This is a genomic window from Campylobacter massiliensis, assembly GCF_014253065.1.
Taxonomy (GTDB): Bacteria; Campylobacterota; Campylobacteria; order Campylobacterales; family Campylobacteraceae; genus Campylobacter_A; species Campylobacter_A massiliensis.
In genome coordinates this window covers 111,141-134,207 of the sequence record NZ_JACLZK010000001.1, presented here as the reverse complement: position 1 = coordinate 134,207, position 23,067 = coordinate 111,141, and the positions used below count along the sequence as shown (strand labels likewise).

Annotated in this window: 25 protein-coding genes; 3 read left to right on the top strand and 22 right to left on the bottom strand. The window is 49.0% G+C overall.

The features are described from left to right. The first annotated feature begins 114 nt into the window (after positions 1 to 114). Positions 115 to 1,473, top strand: coding sequence for an NADP-specific glutamate dehydrogenase (gene gdhA / locus H7R39_RS00620; RefSeq protein WP_185897515.1), 1,359 nt, complete (start codon positions 115 to 117; stop codon positions 1,471 to 1,473). Between the two features lie 174 nt (positions 1,474 to 1,647). Here the strand turns inward: gdhA and H7R39_RS00615 are convergent, their stop codons facing one another. The 14 genes from H7R39_RS00615 to H7R39_RS00550 form a co-directional block, all read right to left on the bottom strand. Further along, positions 1,648 to 1,911, bottom strand: a complete 264-nt coding sequence (locus H7R39_RS00615) for a hypothetical protein (protein WP_185897514.1) — start codon at positions 1,909 to 1,911, stop codon at positions 1,648 to 1,650. Beyond that, on the bottom strand, positions 1,887 to 2,660 hold the full coding sequence (locus tag H7R39_RS00610) for an ABC transporter ATP-binding protein (RefSeq protein ID WP_185897513.1): 774 nt from the start codon (positions 2,658 to 2,660) through the stop codon (positions 1,887 to 1,889). The genes H7R39_RS00615 and H7R39_RS00610 overlap by 25 nt, the downstream gene beginning before the upstream one ends. Continuing rightward, positions 2,660 to 3,667, bottom strand: coding sequence for a FecCD family ABC transporter permease (locus tag H7R39_RS00605; RefSeq protein ID WP_185897512.1), 1,008 nt, complete (start codon positions 3,665 to 3,667; stop codon positions 2,660 to 2,662). Before H7R39_RS00605 ends, H7R39_RS00610 begins: the two co-directional genes overlap by 1 nt. Before the next feature lie 208 nt (positions 3,668 to 3,875). Beyond that, complete coding sequence (locus H7R39_RS00600) at positions 3,876 to 5,372, bottom strand: subtype B tannase (RefSeq protein ID WP_185897511.1); 1,497 nt, start codon at positions 5,370 to 5,372, stop codon at positions 3,876 to 3,878. Positions 5,373 to 5,425: 53 nt separating this feature from the next. Then, entirely contained in the window at positions 5,426 to 6,445 is a 1,020-nt protein-coding gene (locus tag H7R39_RS00595) for an ABC transporter substrate-binding protein (RefSeq protein ID WP_185897510.1), read from the bottom strand. A 176-nt stretch (positions 6,446 to 6,621) separates the two neighbouring features. Continuing rightward, positions 6,622 to 8,880, bottom strand: coding sequence for a molybdopterin oxidoreductase family protein (locus H7R39_RS11570; protein WP_407644560.1), 2,259 nt, complete (start codon positions 8,878 to 8,880; stop codon positions 6,622 to 6,624). 435 nt (positions 8,881 to 9,315) lie between these two features. Further along, positions 9,316 to 9,462 carry a hypothetical protein gene (locus H7R39_RS00580; RefSeq protein WP_185897509.1) on the bottom strand — a complete coding sequence of 49 codons (147 nt, stop codon included), beginning with the start codon at positions 9,460 to 9,462 and terminating at the stop codon, positions 9,316 to 9,318. Positions 9,463 to 9,485: 23 nt separating this feature from the next. Beyond that, positions 9,486 to 9,902 carry an acyl-CoA thioesterase gene (locus H7R39_RS00575; protein WP_185897508.1) on the bottom strand — a complete coding sequence of 139 codons (417 nt, stop codon included), beginning with the start codon at positions 9,900 to 9,902 and terminating at the stop codon, positions 9,486 to 9,488. A gap of 218 nt (positions 9,903 to 10,120) precedes the next feature. After that, positions 10,121 to 11,950, bottom strand: a complete 1,830-nt coding sequence (gene ciaB, locus H7R39_RS00570; RefSeq protein ID WP_185897507.1) for an invasion protein CiaB — start codon at positions 11,948 to 11,950, stop codon at positions 10,121 to 10,123. 23 nt (positions 11,951 to 11,973) lie between these two features. Further along, positions 11,974 to 12,108, bottom strand: a complete 135-nt coding sequence (locus tag H7R39_RS11380; RefSeq protein ID WP_267454425.1) for a hypothetical protein — start codon at positions 12,106 to 12,108, stop codon at positions 11,974 to 11,976. Positions 12,109 to 12,165: 57 nt separating this feature from the next. Further along, entirely contained in the window at positions 12,166 to 12,339 is a 174-nt protein-coding gene (locus H7R39_RS00565; RefSeq protein WP_185897506.1) for a YgaP family membrane protein, read from the bottom strand. After that, entirely contained in the window at positions 12,333 to 12,545 is a 213-nt protein-coding gene (locus H7R39_RS00560) for a YgaP family membrane protein (RefSeq protein ID WP_185897505.1), read from the bottom strand. Before H7R39_RS00560 ends, H7R39_RS00565 begins: the two co-directional genes overlap by 7 nt. A 10-nt stretch (positions 12,546 to 12,555) precedes the next feature. After that, positions 12,556 to 13,902 carry an NAD(P)/FAD-dependent oxidoreductase gene (locus tag H7R39_RS00555; RefSeq protein ID WP_185897504.1) on the bottom strand — a complete coding sequence of 449 codons (1,347 nt, stop codon included), beginning with the start codon at positions 13,900 to 13,902 and terminating at the stop codon, positions 12,556 to 12,558. 65 nt (positions 13,903 to 13,967) lie between these two features. After that, positions 13,968 to 14,603: a Crp/Fnr family transcriptional regulator gene (locus tag H7R39_RS00550; RefSeq protein ID WP_185897503.1), complete on the bottom strand. Its 636-nt coding sequence runs from the start codon at positions 14,601 to 14,603 to the stop codon at positions 13,968 to 13,970. 167 nt (positions 14,604 to 14,770) lie between these two features. Here H7R39_RS00550 and H7R39_RS00545 point away from each other — a divergent pair, with 167 nt between their 5' ends. Then, positions 14,771 to 15,727 carry an SLAC1 anion channel family protein gene (locus tag H7R39_RS00545; protein ID WP_185897502.1) on the top strand — a complete coding sequence of 319 codons (957 nt, stop codon included), beginning with the start codon at positions 14,771 to 14,773 and terminating at the stop codon, positions 15,725 to 15,727. Positions 15,728 to 15,814: 87 nt separating this feature from the next. Here the strand turns inward: H7R39_RS00545 and H7R39_RS00540 are convergent, their stop codons facing one another. Continuing rightward, positions 15,815 to 16,120, bottom strand: coding sequence for a DUF5339 domain-containing protein (locus H7R39_RS00540; protein WP_185897501.1), 306 nt, complete (start codon positions 16,118 to 16,120; stop codon positions 15,815 to 15,817). Between the two features lie 49 nt (positions 16,121 to 16,169). Then, the gene (locus H7R39_RS00535) at positions 16,170 to 16,625 is read right to left on the bottom strand and encodes a hypothetical protein (RefSeq protein WP_228724693.1); all 456 of its coding nucleotides are present in this window, start codon (positions 16,623 to 16,625) and stop codon (positions 16,170 to 16,172) included. 119 nt (positions 16,626 to 16,744) lie between these two features. On the opposite strand from H7R39_RS00535, the gene H7R39_RS00530 reads away from it, so the two are divergent. Next, the gene (locus tag H7R39_RS00530; protein WP_185897500.1) at positions 16,745 to 16,999 is read left to right on the top strand and encodes a hypothetical protein; all 255 of its coding nucleotides are present in this window, start codon (positions 16,745 to 16,747) and stop codon (positions 16,997 to 16,999) included. Between the two features lie 101 nt (positions 17,000 to 17,100). Here the strand turns inward: H7R39_RS00530 and H7R39_RS00525 are convergent, their stop codons facing one another. From H7R39_RS00525 to H7R39_RS00500, 6 genes are all read right to left on the bottom strand, one after another. Further along, a complete protein-coding gene (locus tag H7R39_RS00525) occupies positions 17,101 to 19,542 on the bottom strand; it encodes a molybdopterin-dependent oxidoreductase (RefSeq protein WP_185897499.1) in 2,442 nt (813 codons plus the stop codon). A 342-nt stretch (positions 19,543 to 19,884) separates the two neighbouring features. Continuing rightward, the gene (locus tag H7R39_RS00520; protein WP_185897498.1) at positions 19,885 to 20,460 is read right to left on the bottom strand and encodes a hypothetical protein; all 576 of its coding nucleotides are present in this window, start codon (positions 20,458 to 20,460) and stop codon (positions 19,885 to 19,887) included. A gap of 207 nt (positions 20,461 to 20,667) precedes the next feature. Next, a complete protein-coding gene (luxS, locus tag H7R39_RS00515) occupies positions 20,668 to 21,183 on the bottom strand; it encodes an S-ribosylhomocysteine lyase (protein ID WP_185897497.1) in 516 nt (171 codons plus the stop codon). Between the two features lie 250 nt (positions 21,184 to 21,433). Continuing rightward, positions 21,434 to 21,925 (bottom strand): flavodoxin FldA, encoded by a 492-nt coding sequence (fldA, locus tag H7R39_RS00510; protein ID WP_185897496.1) that lies wholly within the window; start codon positions 21,923 to 21,925, stop codon positions 21,434 to 21,436. An 11-nt stretch (positions 21,926 to 21,936) separates the two neighbouring features. Next, positions 21,937 to 22,653 (bottom strand): hypothetical protein, encoded by a 717-nt coding sequence (locus H7R39_RS00505; protein WP_185897495.1) that lies wholly within the window; start codon positions 22,651 to 22,653, stop codon positions 21,937 to 21,939. A 3-nt stretch (positions 22,654 to 22,656) separates the two neighbouring features. Next, entirely contained in the window at positions 22,657 to 22,977 is a 321-nt protein-coding gene (locus H7R39_RS00500; RefSeq protein WP_002949171.1) for a DUF2325 domain-containing protein, read from the bottom strand. Positions 22,978 to 23,067: the final 90 nt, after the last annotated feature.

Here is a 23,067-nt window from a genome sequence, read left to right as displayed (position 1 = left end):
TTTCGATACGTAACACTTATCGCCTAAAATAAAAATATAAAAATAAATTTAAATAAAAATTTTTTCTAGGAGAGTTAATATTCAACTACGAAAATTTGACGAATAGGAGCTAAGATGAGCGAGTACATCGAAAAAACGATGGAGTGGATAAAAAGAACCAATCCGGGCCAAGGCGTGTTCGTACAGGCTGCGACCGAGGTGCTAAACAGCCTTGAGCCGCTTATAAAAAAAGAGAGTAAGTACCAAAAACACGCGATCCTAGAGCGTATCGTGATACCCGAGCGCACGGTGATATTTCGCGTCACCTACACGGATGACGACGGCAGACCGCAAGTAAATAATGGCTACCGCGTGCAGTTTAACTCAGCCGTGGGCCCCTATAAAGGCGGCATCAGACTCCATCCTAGCGTGGATCTTGGCGTGCTAAAATTTTTAGGGTTTGAGCAAATTTTCAAAAACTCGCTCACGGGCGTAAATATCGGCGGCGCAAAGGGCGGCAGCACCTTTGATCCAAAAGGCAAGAGCGAGGGCGAGATAATGCGCTTTTGCCAAGCATTTATGAGCGAGCTATACCGCCACATCGGCAACACCGTGGACGTACCCGCAGGCGACATCGGCGTGGGCGCGCGCGAGATCGGCTATATGTTTGGGCAGTATAAAAAACTCACGGGTAGATTTGACGGTATACTAACGGGCAAGGGGCTAAACTGGGGCGGCAGCCTAGCTCGCACGGAGGCGACGGGATACGGATTAGTCTATTTTACGCAAAATATGCTCAAAAGAGCGGGCCTTGGGCTAGAGGGCAAAAAATGCAGCATAAGCGGTAGCGGAAACGTCGCCATATACACGGTAGAAAAGCTCTATCAAGTAGGCGCGCTGCCTATCACGGTTTCTGATTCAAACGGATACGTTTATGACGCAGAGGGTATCGATTTGGCCCTGCTTAAAGAGCTAAAAGAAGCAAGACGCGCGCGCCTTAGCGAATACGTCAAATTTAGACCGAACGCAAAATACGTAAGCGTGAGCGAGTACAAAGAGGGCAGAAACGGCGTCTGGGACGTGCCGTGCGATGGAGCGTTTCCGTGCGCGACGCAAAACGAACTGCACCTAGCCGACATAAAGACGCTCTACGCTAACGGCTGTCGCTTCGTGGCTGAGGGGGCAAACATGCCAAGCACGCTTGATGCGATAAATTTTATGCTAGCGCAAAAGGATTTTTACTTCGCTCCGGCAAAGGCGGCAAACGCGGGCGGCGTGGGCACGTCAGGCCTTGAGATGATGCAAAACGCCGGCATGACCGCGTGGAGCTTTGAAAAGGTCGATCATAGACTGCACGGCATCATGAATCATATCTTTGAGCTTAGCTACGAAACTAGCAAGGAGTTTGGCGACGAGGGAAATCTGGTGCTTGGCTCAAATATCGCAGGCTTTAGAAAAGTAGCCGACGCGATGATAGATCAGGGATACGTGTAAATTTTGCCCTAAATTTTGGAGGGATTTTGCTTCGCTTTAGCAAGACTGCTTTAACGAAGCAAATTTTAATCATTTCCGGCGCACAATGCGGGAGAAAAATAAAAGCCGCCCAAATTTGCGAACCTTAAATTTAACGCCGAATTTACTAAAGGCGCAAACCCGCAGCCGTCAAGTTTACAAAGCCGCGCCGACTAAAACGCGCCAAGGCTCGGTTAAATTTATAAGCCTCAAATTTGAGCTAAATTTGAGAGCAAATTTTACCAAACGACGAGCCGAGCCGAAGCCGTCAAATTTGCAAGGCGGATACGCGCCTCGCGCCTGCGACAAATTTACCCGCCCCGCCGCGTGCGCTCTCGCTTGCGCCTTTTTGGTTTCGCGTAGCGCAAATTTACGCCGCTTCTCGCGCGCCGCAGTCACAGCGGATACGTCAGGCAGCACTTTCTAGTTACTTGCTCGATATACTCTACGCTCAAATTTAACCCGTAAAGCTTGCTTAGATGCTCGCTTTCTATGATTTCATCCACCGTGCCGAAAGCCACCTCGCCCCCACCCTTAACCAGCGCCACATAGCCGCCTAGAAGCACGGCAAAATCGGGATTGTGAGTCGTTAGTACGATGGTATAGCCTTGCTCTTTTAGCTGCTTAACTGTGCGCAGGAATTTATACTGATTGCCAAAGTCCAGCGCCGAGGTCGGCTCGTCAAACACGATAATCTCGGGCTTTGCGGCCATCGCGCGTGCGATCGAGCACATCTGCTTTTGCCCGCCGCTCATCTGAGTGATAAATTTATCCTCGAGGTGCGTGATTTCAAGCTTTGCGGTAAATTCCTTCGCGATCGCCGTGTCCTCTTCGCTAGGCCGCGCAAAGATACCAAGATGCGCCGCTCGCCCCATCATGATAAACTCAAGGCCCGTGTAGTCGTACTCGCAGATCTCGCTCTGAGCGACGTAGGCCATGATTTTGGCGCGCTCTTTGTTGCTAAGCTCCGCGCTATTTTTACCGCCCAGCCAAACTTCGCCCGAGTGCGGCGTCTGCGTGCCGCTGATTAGGCTTAGCATGGTAGATTTGCCCGCGCCGTTTCGCCCTAGTATCGTTAGGATTTCGCCTTTACCGACGCGTAAATTTACGTTTTCTAGCCTACCGGCGCCGTTTGGATAGGCGAAATTTAGATTTTTTACTTCTAACATCACGCGACCTTTTTGTTTCGCCAGAGTACCCAGACGAAAAATATCGTGCCGATAAAGCCCGTAAGTACGCCCAGAGGCACCTCGCTCACGCTGATCGTGCGCGCTAGAGTGTCGACGAATAGCAAAAATATCGCGCCCATAAATATACTCGCAGGCAGGCTGCGGACGTTATTTGCGCCAACCAGCATACGCGCCAGGTGCGGCATCAGCAGCCCCACCCACGCCACGATACCGCTCACGCAGACGCTGCATGCCGTTAGTAGCGTCGCGCAGACGATGATGACGCCGCGTTCTAGCGTCACGTTTACGCCCAGCCTCGCCGCGCTCTCGTCACCTAGTGAGAGTAGGTTTATCCTCCAGCTCATAGCCACCAAAAGCACCGCGCAGGCTATCATCACGAGCGCGATAAATTTAAGATTATCCGCGTCGATCTTGGCTAGGCTACCTAGCTGCCAGTAAACGATGTCGGGTAGCTTGGTCTCTGGGTCGGCGACGTATTTTAAAAAGCCGATCACCGAGGCCATCAGACCGCTAACGATGATACCTGAGAGCACCAGCATCAGCGTGCTAGAGCGCCCCATCAGACGCGGTATGGATAGCGTCATACCTACGGCCGCTAGCCCGCAGACGAAGGCTAACGCCTGCACCCAAAAAAGCGATAAATCAAACATGATCGCAAGAGCAGCTCCTACGCAAGCTCCCGCCGAAACGCCCAGCAGATCGGGGCTAACTAGCTGGTTGCGAAAGACGCCCTGATACGCCGCTCCGCTGATGCTAAGCGCGGCTCCTACTAAGATAGCCGCGATGATGCGCGGTATGCGGATGTTTTCGACGACGTTTTGGATATTTGCCGCGGCGTCCGTCGGCACCCCAAAAAAGCTGCCGATCACGCTAAGCACGTCAGAGGGAGCCACGTAAAACCTGCCGACGCCAAGCGCTACTACGCCGCAAACTACGGTCAGCACGGCTAGCAAAATCAGCGTAAATTTAAAACTAATATTTTTCATCTTTCTCCTAAAATAAAATCTCCGTCAGCAGTAGCACCGCGCAAAGATATCAGCGTAAAGACACACTTCGTCCACAACTAAAACAAACCCGACATGAGCGCCAAATTTGAGCTACTCGGGTCAAATTTACCCGCCGTTTTGCCAAATTTAAACCCAGCGCACTGCTTCGTAAAATTTGAGTGCGAGCTTCAGTCGCGTCAAATTTCGGCTACTTTACGACGCGATCTATCCACTTAAAAAGCTCGTCCAGATCGTAGTCGCCGCCGTGACCTTGCCCCCAAGGAGCAGCGAAATCAACCGTCTTGCCCGCATTTTGTAGCCCCAGCGCCAAAATAAGCGGCACCGCTAGAGCCGTGTCGGAGTCGGCCGCGCCGTGCCTGATGCGGTAAAATTTAGCCGCGCTTTTATTGCCCAGATAGCTCATCGCGTTTACCATTTTTATGATTTTGGTATCCGCACTCTCGCCCGTGCCGCGTTTTGCGCCAAATTCGGTAAAGTGCTTCGCCGCCGCGTCCGCATCGCCGAAAAAGTCGTTTTCGGGATTTTGTAGCTCTAACCCGTCAAATGCGGGCGTAGCTTTAGCGCGCGGCATAGATAGAACAAAGTCTTCAAATTTAAAATCATATCCAAGCGTGCAGCCCTGCGTTTCAAGCGTGAAAAACTCGGGCTTTAGCAGGCTTTTCTCCCGACTTTTCGCAGCCGCGAAAGAGTCTGCGAGCGTCTTTTTGACGTACTCTTTAAAGCTTCCCTCGCCGCTAGGCTCAAGCGTGAGCGCGCGGCCTTTGGCGTCTTTTAAATTTAGCGAATTTACGTAGGGGGGGAAGGCCGATTTTAGCGCGGCGGAGAGCTCTTTTTGCTCTGCGGTTAGCTCGCCTGAGACGGTTTTTGGCTTACCGCTTCGCTCGTTAAATCCCGCCGCATCAAACGCGCTAAAGTCCATTTTCTCGTATTTCGTCTGCGCGCCAAACATCCACTCGTAGGCCGCGTCGGCGTTTTCTAGGTTCGTAACCGGGCAGTAGGCGGAGACGGCGTAGATCTCGTCGCTAGCCTCTGCGGCTCCGAGTGCGGCCAGATACGGCTCAAACTCACTCGCGTCCGCCGAGACGCCGAGCAGTGCCGACATTGCCCCGCCAGCGCTCGTGCCGTTTGATATTATCTTGTTTGCGTCGCCCGCCATCGCCGCGTCGTTAAATTTTAGATACCGCACAGCGGCCTTTAGATCGACGATGGCGGCGGGCGCTTTGCCGCTAAATTTGCCGTTTGCGTCCTTTGAGCTCCTGCCTCTAGCTCCAGGCGCTGCGACGACGTAGCCGCGCTCAAGTGCTGCTAGTACCGCGTTTGAATTGCCGTTTTTATCAAGCGCCGGCGTAAAAGGCTTGCCCGGCATATATCCGCCGATGGAATTTGGCAAAAAGATCGGAGCGCTTGCTGCGTCAAATTTACCCGTCGCATTTTTACTGTTTTTGTCTTTGCCGTCCTCAAAATACTGCGCCGGGACGTAAAAATTTAGCCTCTGAGACCGGCTATCCACGGGGTTTGCTACGTAAACTATCCCCTCGTAGGCTCTAAATTTGACCTCTTTTTCACCCGCTTTTATAGAGCGCGTTTCAAATTTGTTTGGGTCAAATTTTAGATCGGCTGCCTGCGCGCTAATCGCCGCGCAAAGGCAAGCTGCCGCGCTCAATGCAAGCGCCCTTTTTTTCATCTTTGCTTCCTTTTGATTTTGCGGGATTTACCCGCAAACGAGCTCAAATTTGACTATTTGCTACCGTCCGGGTTTAGCCCTTTTAGGATGTAGTCAAACTCCGCGTCGCTAAGGTCGTAGTTCATAAATTTCTTATAAAATGCCTTAGTTTGGGCTTTTACGTCTACGTCTTTAAAGAGCTCCGGCTGAACGATAGTAGCCGCCCACAAAATTTGTAGAGCCGACTCCGCGCCGTATCTATCCCAGCTAAACACGCCTTTTGGGTTGCCGTAGACTTTTTTGTTTTTGACCGCTTTTAACCCTGCAAATACGGGATCGGCGTAAATTTTCTCAACCGCTTTTTGATTGTCCGCGCCGCCAACGATGATGATATCAGGGTCTGCCGCCACGATCTCTTCAGCCGTGATTTCTATCATGCTGCCCTCTTTTTGCACCGCGTTTTTACCGCCTGCGTATCTCACCCATGTATCGATGATAGTTTTAGTGCCGTCGATTTTTAGCAGGTTTGCACCGCCTACGATGTGTAGAACTTTAGGGCGCGCAGCGTCGTCTAGTTTGCTCGTGCGCTCGGTGACTAGCGCGATGTTGGCATCTAGATTTTCGTTTAGTTCTTTTGCCTTGCTAGCTGCGTCGCCGCCGATGATCTCGGCCGTTAGCAGCACGCTTTTTTTCATATCGTCGTAGTCGCGAAATATCAAATTCGCCGCGCTAAAGCCGTTTTTAGTAAGGTTTTCTTGGAAATTTTTGTTTGACACGACGACTACGTCGGGCGCTAGTTTAACTAGCTCCTCGATCTGGATGTCGTTGCCGTTTAGCGCAGCCGGCACCTCTGCGATGCGAGGGTAAATTTTAGCAAACCACTTGTTTTTCTTGATCTGATCGGTCGTAGTTACGATCTTATCCGCGCCGCCTAGCACCAAGATCACTTGGTTGTTTGCGTGCCAGAGCGCGGCTATCTTTTGCGTTTGGGCGGGGATTTTGACCTCGTTGCCCGTCATATCGGTGATGGTTTTGACCTCGGCTCCTAGCGCGACGATAGCGCTTAAAAGCAGAGTCGTGAGAAATTTTTTCATCTTTTGCTCCTTGTGAAGTATAAATTTATAATATCGCAAAAATGCATATTAAAATTTGTGGAATATTACAGAAAAGCATATTAAAACAAGATATATTTTTAAAATTTAATCAAGAAGCGAATTTAAAAGATAAATTTAAAAAGCCCCGCCCGCGGTTTAGCAAGCGGGGCTAAAAATCACTCGTGGTGATAGTCGTCGTAGATGACCTTGTTGGTTTGGAATTTGATGCGTTTTAGCTCGCGAATACGCAAAAATTCATCCTCCTCGATCCTTTGGATCTGGATGGCGGCCTTAAAGGTCGGGGTCTTACTGATGAAGTCCCAGCCGTTGCTCGTTAGCTCGTTGCAGCAGCTCTCCCAGTAGTGATAGGTCATCTGGATGACGCCGTCCGGGACGATGTCCGTGACGTCTGCTTTGATAACGATATAACCGTATCTACTCCACGCTTTGATGAAGTCTCCTTGCTTGATGCCGTAACGCTCGGCTAGCGCAGGGTTCATCTCCGCGATAGGTCCGATGCTGTCGCCGCCCTCTTCGATAGCTTTTGAGCGCCTAGTCATGACGCCACCGGCGTATTGATAGACTTTACGCGTAGTTAGCAGCTGTATCGGATACTCGGCATCGGTCGGCTCGTCCACGCAACCCGCCATCACTTCGTATTCAGGCGGTAAATTTACGCGTTTAGCAAACTCGGCTTTAGCAGGCTCGATATCAGCGACCGTCTTTACGTGCAAGCAAGGGATAAATTTACCTTTGCCGTCCGGCGTAAAGAATTTTTTATCTAGATATAGGCTTTGTCCGCCCATGCTGTTTTCGTCTGGGCACGGCCAGTGTAGTCCGTGGTGCTTTTTGATGCGGTAGTAGCTCATGCCGCCGTATCTTCTAGGGTCGCACTTACGCACCTCTTCCCAAATTTCTTCAGGCGAGTTAAAGTTAAATCCCTCTGTCGCTCCGAGCCTTCGCGCTATCTCGCAGATGATCCACCAGTCTTGTCTAGCGTCTCCAGGAGGCGTGATGACGTGCTCGTTGTGCTGCACGCGGCGCTCGGCGTTGGCGTAGAGGCCTTCTTTTTCGCTACTTGCCACGCCGGGCAGCACGACGTCGGCTTTACGCGACGTTTCGGTTAGGAAGATATCCTGAACCACGTACATATCGACCTTTGAGATCGCTTTTAGGAAGTGGTTGGTATTTGGGTCGGTTACGACCGGGTTTTCGCCCATCGTCCAGAAAAAGTGCACTCTGCCGTCAAGGATGGCGTTTGGTACTTCGGTTTTATGGATGCCGATTTTACCGTTTAAGGAGCCTGGCTCTAGATGCCAAACCTGCTCGAACCACTCGCGCTGTTTAGGATCGGTTACCGAGCCCAAATTCGGGAAGATATTCGGCAACACGCCCATATCGCAGCAGCCTTGGACGTTTTCTTGACCGCGTATCGGTAGGTCGCCGCTTCCTAGCTCGCAGATATTTCCGGTTAAAAGGAATAAATTTGATATATCGCAAACCGCGCCCACGCCGTGGTTAAAGTGCGTTACGCCCATACCGTGCGTGATGACGGCCGGACGGATAGTCGCGTACATACGGGCCGCTTTTCTCACGTCCTCGGGATTTAGGTTGGTGTATCTAGCGATAGCTTCAGGCGAATAGTCCTTAACCGCTTCGCGTACGTATTCTACGCCCTTGGTGCATTCGTTTACGAAGTCCCAGTTAACTAAATTTTCCTCGAAAATAACGTAAATTAGCGAGTTTATAACCGCAATGTTATGCTCGGGCGCTAGCTGCAAATGCACGTCCGCTCGGCTGGCAAATTCCGTTTTTATCGGGTCTACCACGATGAGCTTAGCGCCGCGGTTTAGAGCACGCTGTATGTGCATCGCCGCGATCGGGTGGCCGTTTTCGGGGTTTGAGCCGATCATCAAGATACAATTACTATAAGGTCCGATCTCAGTGAAGCTGTTTGTCGCCGCTCCGTTACCGATTGTTTTGGCAAGACCTGCCACAGTCGGAGCGTGTCAAATTCTAGCGCAGTGGTCGACGTTGTTCGTACCGATTACGGCGCGCATTACCTTTTGCGCGACGTAGTTGTCCTCTAACGTACAGCGAGCCGAGTAGTTGCCTACTAGCGCGTCCGGACCGTATTTTTCCTTTACTTCTTTCATCTTTGAGACGACTAGATCGAGCGCTTCGTCCCAGCTAGCCTCTTCAAAATCTCCGTCCTTGCTAAATACGCCGTCTTTTTTGCGAATTAGCGGTTTTGTTAGTCTGTCGGGCGCCCCCACGTAGTCCCAGCCGTAAAAGCCCTTTAAGCACAGATTGCCCTGATTTACGGGGTTATCCTGCACTCCTAGCGCGCTTCTTATCACGTTGTTTTCGACGTGAAGCTCGACCTGACAGCCCGTGCCGCAGTACGGGCATATGACTTTACCGGTCTTTGCCATTTTTTCTCCTTTTCCGATGTGCAAAATTTGCACATTTATTAGATATGAAATATTCGCATATTTGTCCTTAAAAGATAATAAATTCTCTTAATATCGTAAATCAGTTTCTAAATTTAAGGTTTAATTTATATTGTGCATCTGTAAATAAAGCCGAAATAGCTATAAAATCGCAATTTCTAGCGTATCATTTTAGTTACTTATAAAGGCGTATTGAGAGATTTTATTAAGATTGGAATTAGTTATTGTATTAATGTAACTTAAAATTCTACTTCCATGCTTAATCAAATTTGATCCTTCCGTGAGGCTTAAGGAGAGTAAAAACGGTTAAATTTGCAAGATTAAATTTGAGTCGTTTCTGATAGCGCGAGCGTTTTGGTGTTAAATTTATTTTGAATTATTTTGGAGTGCGGTAAATTTAACGCGGGTTTCGGTCGGTCAAATTTGACTGCCGACTCGGCAAAACAAAATTTGATTTCGCGAGCAAGCCGCGTAAATTTCGTCAAATTTGACTCGTTTGCCAGCCGTCAGTCCGCAAAACAGAGTCAAATTTGACGCGTTAAAGAGCCTGGCGAGATAGTTCACTCCAAGCCCTTAAGCCGAGCAGGTCAAAACCCGTGAAACTTTTTTAACTCCGGATCGATCGGTTTTTTCACGCCGTCCTTGGTCACGCTCACGTAGGTCGCGATCGCGGATGTCACGTGTATGCACTCGCGAAAACCAGCTGCATTTAGCCGCAGCGCCGTGACTTCGATCTTGGTTTTGATCGAGGTGTTGCCCACTTCCGTTATCTTGGCGTAGCAGCTCACGACGTCGCCGACGAAAACGGGCTGTTTAAATATAATCTCTTGCATCGAGATCGTCACGACGCGCTCGGGAGCCACTTCTCGTGCGGCCTGAGCGCCGGCAAGGTCGATCTGGCTTAGTATCCAGCCGCCAAAAATATTGCCAGCGGAGTTCGTGTCTTTTGGCAAGGCGACTTGCTTCATGCGCGGCTCGCCCATGCCTTCTAATGTTTTTTCCATTTTTATCCTTTCTATTTTTATTTAATTTTGCAAATTTAGCGACAATCCGCCGCGTTTAGCTTATCTTGCGTCAATGCGGGGTTTAAATTTGACTCGCAAAACCCGCGTCTTTACAGTGCAAATTTAGCGCCCAAAAGGTGCAGCTCTAGCCCGCCAAAGACAAATTTATAATCAAGCTCGCCGCAAGCCAAGGTTAAATTTGACGCTAAAGGCGCGCCCTATTTTTCTCCCGCTTGCCATTTTTCCCATTCGCCGCTCTCGTCAAGCTCGTTTCCTATAGCCTTGTAGCGGGCATAGTAGTGCTCTACAAAGGCCCTTGCCTGCGCGTGTTTAGGCAGGTAGCTTTTGCCCTCTTTGTCACAAAATCTCGCCAAAAACTCGCCCGCAGGAGTGCGCCTTGCGTAGTGAAGCGCCAAATTTTTGTAGTTTGCGAGGCAGATTTCTTTAAATTTAGCGTAGTGCTCGCGGTCAAATTTGACGACCAAAGCGCCGTCCTCAAAGCTAAGCGCGCCCGAGTCAAACAGCAAGCTAAGGTGAATAAGCCCCTCGCAGTAGTACGCGCGCACCTCATCGACCTCGCGCCACGCGATAAGTCCGACCGCGCGGGCGATCAGCTCGTGAAATACGCTCATCTCGTAGCTCGCGTCGCCGCCGATAAAGAAATTTACGAGCCCGCCCGTAGTCGCCTTGTACTCCTCGATAAATTTAAACTCGCCGTCCGCGTTCATCGCCTTTTCCGTGTCGGTGCCGACGAAAAGTATGTGCCCAAACTCGTGGCCGATCGTGGATATTTCATAGGTTTTCTTCCAAATTTGCGGCTTTTTAAACAAAATTTCGCGCCCGTAGTCCAAAAACTCGCGCGAAAAAATCTCCCCGCTAAGCTTCATAAACGGCCTTGCCTTGGCGCTCTCGTAAACGTGCTCGACGAAAGCAAATATCTTTTTGCCCCGCTCCTTGCTCACGGTCTCGTCGTTTGGCACGACCTGCGCGGAGAAAAGCCCGTTTAGCTCGGCGCCGTAGTAGATCATCGGCACACTGATGTACGTCTGCGTGCGCGCGACGTTTTGCGTGACTTGACGTTCTAGCGCAGTGTCCTCTATCCCGCACTCGCGACAAATTTGCTCGTAGGCGCGGATGACGCTGGCTTTAAATTTCTCCTCGTCAAAGTCGCTCGCACCCGCTAGCCTCACGTCCCACTCGAGCGCGACGGCGTGCGTGTAGACGTCCTCGTAGTACTCGAGCGGATGGCCGGGCTGTAGCGGGCCCTTTACCTCCATCCACGCGCGCTCGGCATCCTGCCACGCGGGGATCGCGCGGTCGTTTTCCCGCTCGCAAAACGCCGCTTTTAGCTTTTCAAAATACTTCACGTAAGCTTTTTGCTCGTCGTTTAGGGCTAGCGTTTTTAGATTTTTGATTAGCTCCTCCAGCGCGTCCACCACGCGTTTTACTTCTTTTTCAAAAGCAGCGGCATACGGCGCGAAGGCGTATTTTTCGCCGTTTTTCATAACCGCGCCGTAGCTTCGCTCGCCCTTTTCGTCGCCGTCTTTTTGATAGAGGCCGTTTTCGCCTATAAATTTGATCGCTTCGGCCATGCTTGCAAATTTAGCTTCAAATTCTTTATTCGTCGTTTGCAAAATTTGCCTGTCCCACGCGCTTTGCCACGCGTTCATCGCTAGTCCCGCGCCGTGCATGCCGCTAAGTAGCGCCGAGTAAAACTCATCTATTATTTTCTCCTCTTTTACCCGCGCCAAAAGCTTTTCAAAGCGCGCCTCGTAAAACTCGCGCACGAGTTCAAAAGCTTCGTCTTTTATGCGCCCTATCGCGGCCTCCTCGCGCCCCTGCTTTTTTAGCTCGTTTTCTAGCGGCTCCGTTTTTAGATCGACTATACGGCGCAAAACCGCGACCTTTTCACTCTTCTCACCCTTAAAGCCCGCGATTTTTAGCATCTTTAGCACGACCTCGTTTGGGTTATCTAGCTGCCTATACATCGCGTTTAGCTCGTCTTTGCCTGCGGCTACTAGCTCGTTTAATCTTTTAAAATCGTTCACGTTTATCCTTTTAAAAATTTGGCCTATTTTAGCTTAAATTTGATGCATATCGCGTTAAAAATGAGTGAGCGGGAGTTAAATTTGACGGTGCGGACGGCGAAATTTGCGCCGTAAGGAGTGCGGTTTATAAAACCTAAATTTGCATTATCTAAAAACAAAGCGCGGACTCAAATTTGAGGTTAATTTTAAGCCCGCGCGAGTAAATTCGGCTAAATTTAGCGCTTTAGCGAACAGCGGTTTAAAAAGTAGCAAGCGGGGCAAAATCCCGTGACGCCCACGATAAAGGGCACGAGTCCAATCAGTCCCCACCAGCTGCCAAACGCAGCTCCGGCGATCATTATCGCTAGTCCGATCAGCGCTCTTATTATCCTAGTTTTTTTACTTAGCATTGCGTATTCCTTTCTTTGTTTTTACATTTTTTACACGTATTTATACCAAAAAACTTATAAAGAGGACAATAACCGTAAACAGCCGTCAGTAGCGGCACGAGACCGACCAGCCATAGCCAGCACTCGCAGACGAACCCAAATGCGTATATCCAAACCGCAGTGATTACTAGGCGGATAGTTTTATCTAAAATCCCGACGTTTTGCATTTTCTCTCCTTTATGCTAGGCCTCTTATCATGCCTTGCATGACCATCGGCTTCATCATATATAGCTTCATCGCCCAGTTTAGGTAGCTCTCGCGAGTCGCGCCCATGCACGCTATCGTAGGCTCGGGCTTGCCTGTCCAGTTAAACTCCACCATCACCGCTTTGCTAAATTTCGTTAGCAGCGGGCAGGCAGTGTAGCCGCCGTATCTAGCACTCGGTTCGCGTCCTTTTATAACGTCGGCTAAATTTTGCGCCAGCACGGGATACATCTTGCGTATACTAGCTCCGGTTTTACCGGCGGGAAATCCGCAAACGTCGCCGATAGCAAATATATTTTTAAATTTCGAGTGTTGCAGCGTTTCGCGCGTGAGGCTAATCCAGTTGCCTGCCGCATCGCCCTTTTCTACGCTTAGCCCTGCATCGGCGTAGATTTTAGAAGCCTTCATGCGAGGCACTAGATGTAGGTAGTCGAATTTTACTTCGACTAGCTCTTTAGCGAGTTTATTTTCGCCGTTTTCGCGGTACGGCATAGCGTGCTCAAATACCGCTATATTGGCACTTTTATCCACCTCAACCAGCTGATGGGAAGTAAAATACTTCACGTCTCGCTCCTCCAGCATCCCTTCTATCATTTTAGCATAAACAGGAGCGGAAAATATCGTCCGCGCACCCGAGTATATCGAGATATCAAGCTTATCTCTGTTGCCTAAATTTCGCGCCATATCTTCGGTTAGCAGCGTTACTTTTTTATTTGCGCCCGAACACTTCATCGGTGTTTTGTTGTCGCTAAAGACTATCTTGCCGCCTTCTTTGCCGACTTTTTTCATTATGCCGGACATAGCAACGGCGCCTGGGATCGTATAGATAGAAGTCACGTTGTCGCTACCGATATCATCGGCGCTAAGCCCTTTTACGCTCTCAAACTCATACTCTGCTCCGCTAGCTATCACGAGGTAGTCGTAGCTTAAATTTGACCCGTCCTCTAGCTTGACGGAATTTGCCGCCGGATCGATGGATACGGCATTTTGCTTTATCCATTTTACGCCGTCTGGGATCAAATTTGATTTTTCGTAGGTTATGTCTTCGGGCAGATAGTGACCGGCTGCGATGAGTGTAAAGCCGGGCTGATAGTAGAAGTACTCGTCCTTATCAAGGACAGTTAGTTCGGCGTTTGGCATATCTCGTCGTAGTTTCGCCGCCAGGCTGATGCCGCCTAGACCGCCGCCGATTATTAGGATATTTGCGCGGATGTCCGCATTTTCTCCCGCATTTAGCTTGCTAGCGCCTGCGACTCCCGCCGCCGCTAGCCCCGCCGCGCCTAAAATTTTCAAGACGCCTCTTCTGTCGATGCTTTGCATAAAAGCTCCTTTTAGAAGTTATTGTCAAATCATAGCGCATTTTAAAATTTAAATATGTAACAAAGTCACCTTAACGTCACGACTCCGCGCTTTAGCTCGACGAGCCCCTTTTTCTGCATCTCTTTTAGCGCTCTTGATACCGCTTCTCGCGCACTGGCGATGTCGTTTGCGATCTGTTCGTGCGTGATCTTTAGCCCGTCTTTCGCGCCGTTTTGCTCGAGGAAATTTATTATTCTCCGAGCTAGAGGTAAAAACAGCGTCTGATCCATAGCGGTTATCGCCGAGCTAAAACGCGTCGCCATGAGCTCTAGCGCGTGATTTGCCACCTGCGGATATTTTTCGCGTAGCCTCTTAAAGATCTCTCTTGGTATCAAAATCATCCGCACGTCATCTTCGATTTGTAAATTTATCTCCGCTTGTAGCGCTCCTAGCGAACAAAAGCCGCACAGCATGCAGCTATCGCCGCCTTGCAGATTAAAGACGGTGATCTCTTTAAAATTACTCGTGCTAACCAGCCCGCGCGCACGCCCACTTATGATGATCGCGTAACCAAGGCAGCCGTCTTTTGGGTATATCCTCTCGCCTTTTTTAAAGCTTCTTAACGTCGCGCTTTTTAGCACCGCCTCTTCATCCTGCGCACTAAGCGTAAATTTAGAGGTAAACCGCTGCTTTAGCGTATCTTTTAGCTCGTCTCCAGGCATATGCACTCCTTGATTAAATTCGGTTTTGTTTAATTATATTTTCTTTTACGTAAAAGCGCGGTGATAAAATTTAGCTACAAAATATTTTAAGCATTGATTTATTTCGTGACTAACTCACCGAAATTGCGCTAAAATTCGGCTAAAATTTAGAAAAAACGAGGAAAAATATGAAAACGCAGGACGAAAAATCAAGCTGGCTACAGCACTTTCCGATTATGTTTTACACCGTAGTTATGGGGCTTGGCGGGCTGGCTCTCGCATACGAGCGGCTAAATTTGATCTTTGATATCTCGGGTGCGGTTTTTGAGATTTTACGCGCCGCGGCGAGCCTAGCATACGCGCTCATCTGCGCTTGTTATGCGGCAAAGCTGATCAGATATCCGCAAGCTTGCAAGGCGGAGTTTTTCCACCCGGTGCGGGTAAATTTTTTCGCCGCATTTTCGATCGGCACGCTATTAGTCGCCTCGCTCTGGCGGGACTTTGCGCCCGTTTACGACGCGCTTTTTTGCGCAGGCACGGTGTTTCAGACCTTTATCACGCTGCACGTCGTCTCATTTTGGATCAAAAATAACGTCCAGATCGCGCACTCAAACCCCGCGTGGTTTATCCCGATCGTGGGCAACCTCTTCGTCCCGCTAGCAGCGCCCGCCGCGAGCGAGCTTGCATGGTATTATTTTGCGATCGGGATATTTTTTTGGCCCGTGCTTTTTGCGGTTTTGTTTTACCGCATCATCTTTCACGATCAGATGCCGCAGAAATTTATCCCGACGCTTTTTATCGTGATCGCGCCGCCCGCGATGGCGTTTTTGGACTACGTCAAGCTCACCGGAGGATTTGACGCGACGGCGAAGATCATGCTCTACGTCACGCTATTTTTCGCGCTTCTTATCCTTTTTATGTTTAAAAGCTTTTTGCGGCTTAAATTTTTCCTCTCGTGGTGGGCGTTTACCTTCCCGACGGCTGCGGCTAGCATAGCGTTTTTACGAGCGTTCGAGTTTAACGGGATCAAATTTTTCTTATTTGCCGGAGCGGCAGGTTTTGCTATCTTATGCGTTTTTATAGGTATCGTGGGCTTTTATACGGTAAAAGCGATGCGGCGCGGCGAAATCTGCGTGCCTGAGTGATAGTTTTGTGAAATTTAAAAATCCGCGCTCAAATTTGACTTTTAAACGCGGATTTTGGGAGCGTAAATAAGCCGAAGCCGCTTAAATTTACTTTATCGCTCCCATCATTTTTAGCATATTTTCAAGCTCTTTTACCTCGGCTATGCCTTGATTGCACGTAGATTCTTGCTCCTCTTTGCTCATCTTTTTTATGCTCGCGTAGTCGGCCTCAAACTCTTTTTTCGTTGCAGCAGCGTCAAAGTCCTTTTTACCCTGAGCCTCGGCTTGTTTTGCCATCGAATCGATGAAATCGTAAGAAACCTTTTTGTACTCCTCGCAAGCAGCGGGCATATCAGCAGCCGCAAGCTGTCCGGCAAAAGCGCAAAGCGCAACGAAAAGCAGTGATTTTTTCATATTTATCCTTTTTAAAAAATGCGGCGTATGATAGCGAAATTTGGATAAATTAGCCATGACGAGCGATAAGTTCGCTAAAAGATATCTCCTGTGCGTAAAATTTAACTCCGAGCGAGGCGAGTTTGTCTTGCAGCGGTAGCGCCAGCTCCTCTATGCCGCTAAAGAGGCAAAGCGGCAAATTTTGCGCCCTCTCTTTAGTCGCCGCAAAGCTCCCATCTTCAAAAAATTTCTTTAAAAACACGAGCGTTTTTAATGGGTCTGCGCCCAAGTCCCCGATGAAAACGCTGAAATATCTATATCCCGGCTCCTCGCGCGCTTCATCTTTCCGCGCGTAGTCGTCTGCTAGTTCGCGGTAAAATTCGTTATCCAAATCAGCAAGCGGCACGATCGCATCAAGCGAGCAAGGCGCCTCAAGCGCGGCAAGAGCGGTTAAAATTTCTTCAAATTTGACGGATACGAAAGAAAATGGGCTTAACAAAGAGATAAATTTTACGCTCCCGCTCAAACGGATGTGGCGCCTGACTTCGTCAGCACGAAAATTTCGGCTCGCCTTCGTATCGCCTGAAATTTTCGGCGCATATGTTTTCGCTAGAAGCGCAAAATTTCAGCAAAAGGCGATGTTTGTTGAAATCGGCTGATTGCAAATTTGAGCGCAAAAATACAAGACGAGACGACACGCCGCCCAAAAAACCTAAGCGGAAGTATTTTAAGATGGATTTGAATGTTTTACTTCGCCTGCAGCTCGTAACTGCAAGCAGAAGCGACGAAAATTTAGGCACAAATAGAACATATCGAGTAAAAATTTTACTTATCTCTGCAAAAAGCGCTCGCCAAAGGTCGCAGAATCAAAAAAACATAAGCGGAAGTATCGCGAGATGATTTTGAGAGTTGTGCAGAAATTTTAAGTCAAGGCTAGACAAATAGTCTGCCGCAGACTTAAAATTTCAAATCTCTCTCAAAAGCACTCGCGAGACGACGCGTTAAATGCTTTGTAGGATTTTAGGTTTGCTAAACGCTTGTATAGGTTTAATCTCCCCCTTAAATTTCTCGATTTGGGCAAGCACGGTGTGAGCCGAGTTACTTTGCGCGAGACTTGACGTGCCTTTGTCAAATGTTAGCACGTTTACGCAGCCGTGCTGGCAGAGGCTCTTTTCGCCCCATTTTTCAGGGTCATACCACGCGCCCTCGCAGATAGCTATGACGCTAGGCGGCACTACGTCGGTTACTAAAACGCCCGTTAAAATTTCGCCTCTATCGTTAAATACGCGCGCAACGTCGCCCGTAGCTAGTCCGCGCTCTTTTGCGTCTTTTGGATTTATTAGCACCGGCTCTCTGCCGCTAACTTCGGCGAAATTTCTAATTATAGAGTTGTTTAGCTGACTGTGCAAGCGGTAGCGAGAGTGTGGGCTAACGACGTGTAGCGGGTACTTTTTGCTAGCATTGCCTAGCCACTCTTTAGGCTCGATCCACGTAGGCATCGGCGGGCAGTCTGCGTAGTTCATCTTCGCTATCGTCGGCGAGTAGATCTCTATCTTGCCAGACGGAGTGCCTAGGCGGTTTTTGGCAGGATTTTCGCGGAAGGCCGCTAGGCGCGTGTATAGCTCGGTTTCCGTGTTGTCTTTTTCAAACCTCACGTAGCCTTTTTCGTAAAATTCATCAAAGCTAGGCATGCTCAAATTTAGCCCCTTCGCCTGCTCGGCCGCGTCGGCGTAAAATTCCTTCATCCAGCCTAGCTCATCCTTGCCCTCGCTAAATACCTCGCCTCTGCCCCAGCGTTTGCAAATTTGCTCGCAGATCCAAAAGTCGCTCTTGCTCTCGCCCATCGGCTCTATCGCCGGCCTATAAGCCACGATGTATTCGCCCGTAGCGCCGGTTTGGTTGATGTCGTTTCTCTCGACCTCGATAGCTACCGGCAGCACGATGTCGCTAAATTTTGCGGTGCTAGTCCAGTACGGCTCGGCGGTGATAACGGCGTCAAATTTACGCCACTGTTTTACGATGTTGTTTACGTCCTGATGGCGCGTAAACATCGAGCCTGAGGCCATATATGCCACTCTCATATGCGGTAGCTTGATCTTAGTGCCGTCGTAGTCGATCTCTTTGCCCGGATGCTCTAGCGCCTCGATGCTGCGAGAGGACGGGATAGTGATGTTTTTAGTCGTTTTCCACGGCGCGCCGTCTACGTTTTCGTATTTCTCGTCGATGCGAGTACTTAGGCCTTTTAGCACCGGAGCGATCTTATCAGTAGCGCCCGCAGAGCCGTATCCTAGGCTAAACTCAAACCCAAGCCCCTCTTTACCCACGTGTCCTAGCATCGCATTTAGCACCACTAGCGCCCAGAAAGGCTGCTCGCCGTGGTCGGCTCTTTGTAGCGCGCGGCCGATCAGCACGGTCGTAGGCTCTTTAGCCAGGCGCGTCGCAAACTGCGCTATCGTGCCAGCAGGTACGCCGCAAATTTTGCTCGCCCACTCGATGTCTTTTACGACTTTATCTTGCGTACCGAGGAAGTAGTCTTTAAATTTATTAAATCCGACCGTGTATTTTTTGATAAATTCCTCGTCGTATAGGTTGTTCGTAAACAGATAATGACACATGCCGATGATGAGCGCGGTGTCGGTATTTGGGCGCACGATTATATTTTCGCTGCCGTAATAGCGCGCGGTGTCGTTTACCATGACGTTTACGCTATAGGTTTTGATGTCCGATTTTTTGAGCTCCTGCATGCCTACGTAGCCGTCGTGAGTCGGAGGGACTGATGAGATTTGATTGGTTACGATAGGATCGGTACCCCAAAATACCACGTTTTTAGCGTTTTTGACGATAGCTTTCCACTTCGTCGGCGCGTCGTAAACCGCGCTACCGCCTAGCACGTGAGGCATGATGACTAGACCCGCTCCGGTCGAATAATCGCCGCTTTCTTCCACGTAGCCGCCTAGTACTTTTAGCATCCTGTGCGCGACCGTACGACCCCAGCTGACCTTACCGCTGCCGCCCCACCAGTAGCACTCGCCATATATCGCCTCGGCGCCGTATTTGTCGAAGTTTTCTTTTAGAGCTTTGGCGGCTAGATCAAGCGCCGTATCCCAGCTAACGCGCACGAATTCGTCTTTGCCGCGCAGTTCGCTCTTTGCCGCGCCTTTTGCTTTTAGATAGCTTTTGCGCACCATCGGATAGAGCACGCGGTTTTCGTTCTGCACGGAATCAGGCAAGCTGTAGTTCATCGTGTTTGGAAATTTATCGCCCTCAAAATCGCTAACCGAAACGATCTGCGATGAGTTTAAATTTGCCCAAAACGGACCGAATCTGTTTGCGCCGAATACCTTTTTGTTATCAAAAATCGTCTGTTTGACGCCCTCTATCCTACTAGCCTGCGCAGCCGTAGCCGCCAAGGCCGAAAATTTGATGAAATCTCGTCTTTTCATCGGTTTCTCCCTTATTTTAATTCTCGCAGGAGCAAGCCCCCGCGCCTTACGCTTGCAGTCGCGAAGTCGCAGACCCAAGCAAAGCCAAATCGCCGACACTCGCGGCACCGACGCGATTAGGCAACTCGTTTTCCGTTATTTACTTTTAAAACTATATTTTATTAGCGGCGCTCGCTTTTTTTGTAACGCAGCTCTTTGGCAAGCAAGACGCCGCAAATTTAAGCCGGTAGCGTTAAATTTGCCGCCGTAAAACATAAAATCCAAATTTAAAGAACAAACGCCGCTAAATTTTACGCTTCAAGCGACGAGCAAATTTAGCTAGGCGCTAGGCGCACCAAAGCCCTATTCTACGGCTTTTGCGTTATGCTGCAGATATTTAACGATCAAATTTAGCTCCGTCTCCTCTAGCGCGACGTAGTTCGTATCGATCATCGACTGCAAATTTGCCGGCCACTGAGCCGCCGTAAAGCTGTTTGGCTCGTGCAAGCGGTGGCACGCCGAGCAGGTCTCCTCGTACTTTTGCTGAGCCTGTTTGTATAGCGCGTTTGCGTCGCTACCTAGCGCGTCTGCGGCGACTTCGTACGTGCCCTCGACCTCATACCAAAGCTCGCCGTAGTCGTCCTCGACCTCTTTTATTTTCTTAAAATTAGTCTCGCTCTCGGTATCAAAAATCGTGAAAATTTCGGCGTTTTTGACGCTTCGCTGTATCTGAGCCAGGTAGTTTGCCGAAACGGCGCCTTTTACTTTTATTTTGGCCTTTGCGCCGTCTTTGGAGACAACCTCGACCGGCGTTAAAACCTCGATCTTGCCGACCTTTTTACCACCTAGCGATATATCGGTCGTCTTTGTCAAAACCTCGGCGTTTAAGCTTATCGCCGCCGCACAGGCCGCGATCAAAACGAATTTAAAACTTTTCATCGCACTTCCTTAAGAAAAATTATTAATGTAATTTTATAAATTTACGGCTTAAAATTACATCGCTATATTTTATTACGAAGCGGGTTTTGTATATTAAAACAGCAAAATTTGAAGTAAGAGTGCGGCAAACTGGGCCAAATTTGAGCTTTGCCCAAATTTGCCGCGAGAGTAAAAGCCGCACGAACGGCGGCTAAATTTAACGAGCGATTAGTGCTTTTTAAGCCCCATCGCAGCGACGTCTAGCGCGATCTCTTCGTTATCTATCGTGACTAGTCCGCGCTCTAAAATTTTGCTTGCGATCGCGTGCGCTTCGTCAAGCGAATGCATCTTGTACGTGCCGCACTGATATTTATTGAGCTCAGGGATGTCTTCTTGATTTTTGACGCCCAGGATATCCCTCATCGACGCCGTCCACGCGGCCTTGACCGCCTCCTTGCTCGGCACGCCGATCACGCTCATATAAAAGCCCGTTCTGCAGCCCATCGGCGAGATATCGATGATTTCAACGCCCTTGCCGTTTAAATGATCTCGCATAAATCCCGCAAACAGATGCTCTAGCGTGTGGATGCCTTTTTCGGGCAGGATTTCTTCGTTTGGCTTGCAAAAACGCAAATCAAACACGCTTATATCGTCGCCTTTTGGCGTTTTCATCGTCTTTGCCAAGCGTACGCCGGGCGCGTTCATCCTCACGTGATCGACGCAAAAACTATCTAGTAGAGGCATATTTTCTCCTTATTTTTAACATAAATTCGGCGTGATTTTAGCTAAATTTGCTAAATTTTAGCTCAAATTTGAGTTGATTAAAAGCCGGCATTAGCTCGGCTAGCCATGAAGCGGTCTTGATAAAATTTGCGCAGCCGCCGCACGCTAAAATCGCTTTAATGCTGTAGCACGACAAAGTCAAATTTGATATAAAAAAGAGTTAAATTTGAAAGAAAAATCGGGCAAAAAGCCCGACTAGAAGTATTAAATTTTAAGCAAAATGAGGTTTAATCTGCTCTATCCAAGCGCTGATTCTAGGCTCGGTTTTTTCGCTTTCGTTGTCCGCATCAAGAGGCAGACCGACGAATTTACCGTCTCTTACGGCTTCTGATTCGTCAAATTTATATCCATCCACGGATACTGCGCCCACGACGTTTGCGCCAGCTTTTACGACCTCGTCGTATAGCTTGCCCATCGCGCCGCAAAAGCTATCCGCATAGCTCTCGGCATCGCCCGTGCCAAATATCGCAACCGTCTTACCGCTAAGCTTTAGTCCGCCAAAATCAAACGCATCCCAGTCGTCTTGAAGGTCGCCTGTACCCCAGGTAGAAACGCCTAAAATTAGCTTGTCAAAGCCGTTTAGCTTAGCCGCGTCGCAGTTTGCTATGTTTAAAAGCTCGTTTTCTAGCCCCAAATTCTCGGCTAAAAAGCTCGCCGCCTCCTCAGTATTTCCCATACTGCTTCCAAAAATGATACCTATCATTTAAATTTCCTTTAAAAAATATGATGACTTATCGTGTAGGGCACCAGTCGCAGCGATCCGCCGCATCCGCACTCCCGTTTAACCTCGATGTAGCGCGAGAAATTCGCATTTCTCGGAGCTACGATGAACATCCTGTCAAACTCTCCGCCGCTAAGCGCCTCAAAGCCCCTAGCGATCTCGCAGTTAGCCAGATGAAACCGCTCTTTGGTTATCTCCTTAAAGCACGGCATAACGCCGAAAAGCTTGCGCCCGCCCTGCTCGGCAAAGATAATCCCGTCTTGAAAATAAACGTTTTTATCAAAATGTTTGGCGCGTATTTTATCATAAACAAACTGAGAAAACATTATGTCCGCGTCAAAACAAATTCCGTTTTGGGATTTTAGCATGAGGATTAGCTTGGCGGCTGGGTGCTTGGGAGAGACGGCTAGCGGCGGAACGGCGTCAAATTTGCCCGTTTTATAGGCGCAGATGACGGCGTTTGAGGCGATACAAAAGCTTGAAATTTTACTTTGGCTAGGATTTTTAAACTCGCATAGATCCTCTATGCGCTTTAGAAAAATTTCCTCCAAATTTAAGCCCGAATACGCATAAATAAGAGGAATTTTTAGCTCGCGACCTGCGCAACAGTTATATAAATTTATAAAAATTCGGGCTTTATTTACCGCGTCAAGCCCTGAAAAAATACTTGGAGTTATTTCTCCAATACCTGATAAAAAGCCGAATTTCATCTATTAGTCTTTTACCTTGCAGCATCCAAATTCCTTATCTAGCCCAAAGACTTTGCAATACTCGCTAAACACGCAGCTGACGCTTCTTTTGGCGCAGACGATCGGGATATTGCGCTTTTTGGCTTGGTTTTTTATCGTTTTCATCGTGTTGTGGTTTAAAAAACTGGTTAACATCACGACGCACTCGGTATCTTGCGGGATCGGTTTGCGATTTACGCGGTTTTCGTTGCGCGCGTCCCAGTGCTCGATCGCTTCTGCGCCGAGGTCTTTTAGGACCGCTTTTATAGGCGTTATCTCGTCGGCTCCGATAACTAAAACTGACATTTTGGGCTCCTGTTTATTTGATTGTGATTATTATAAAATAGATTAGCTAAAAAATAGCTTAGTTATGATAGTTGTTATCAGTTAAGTGCA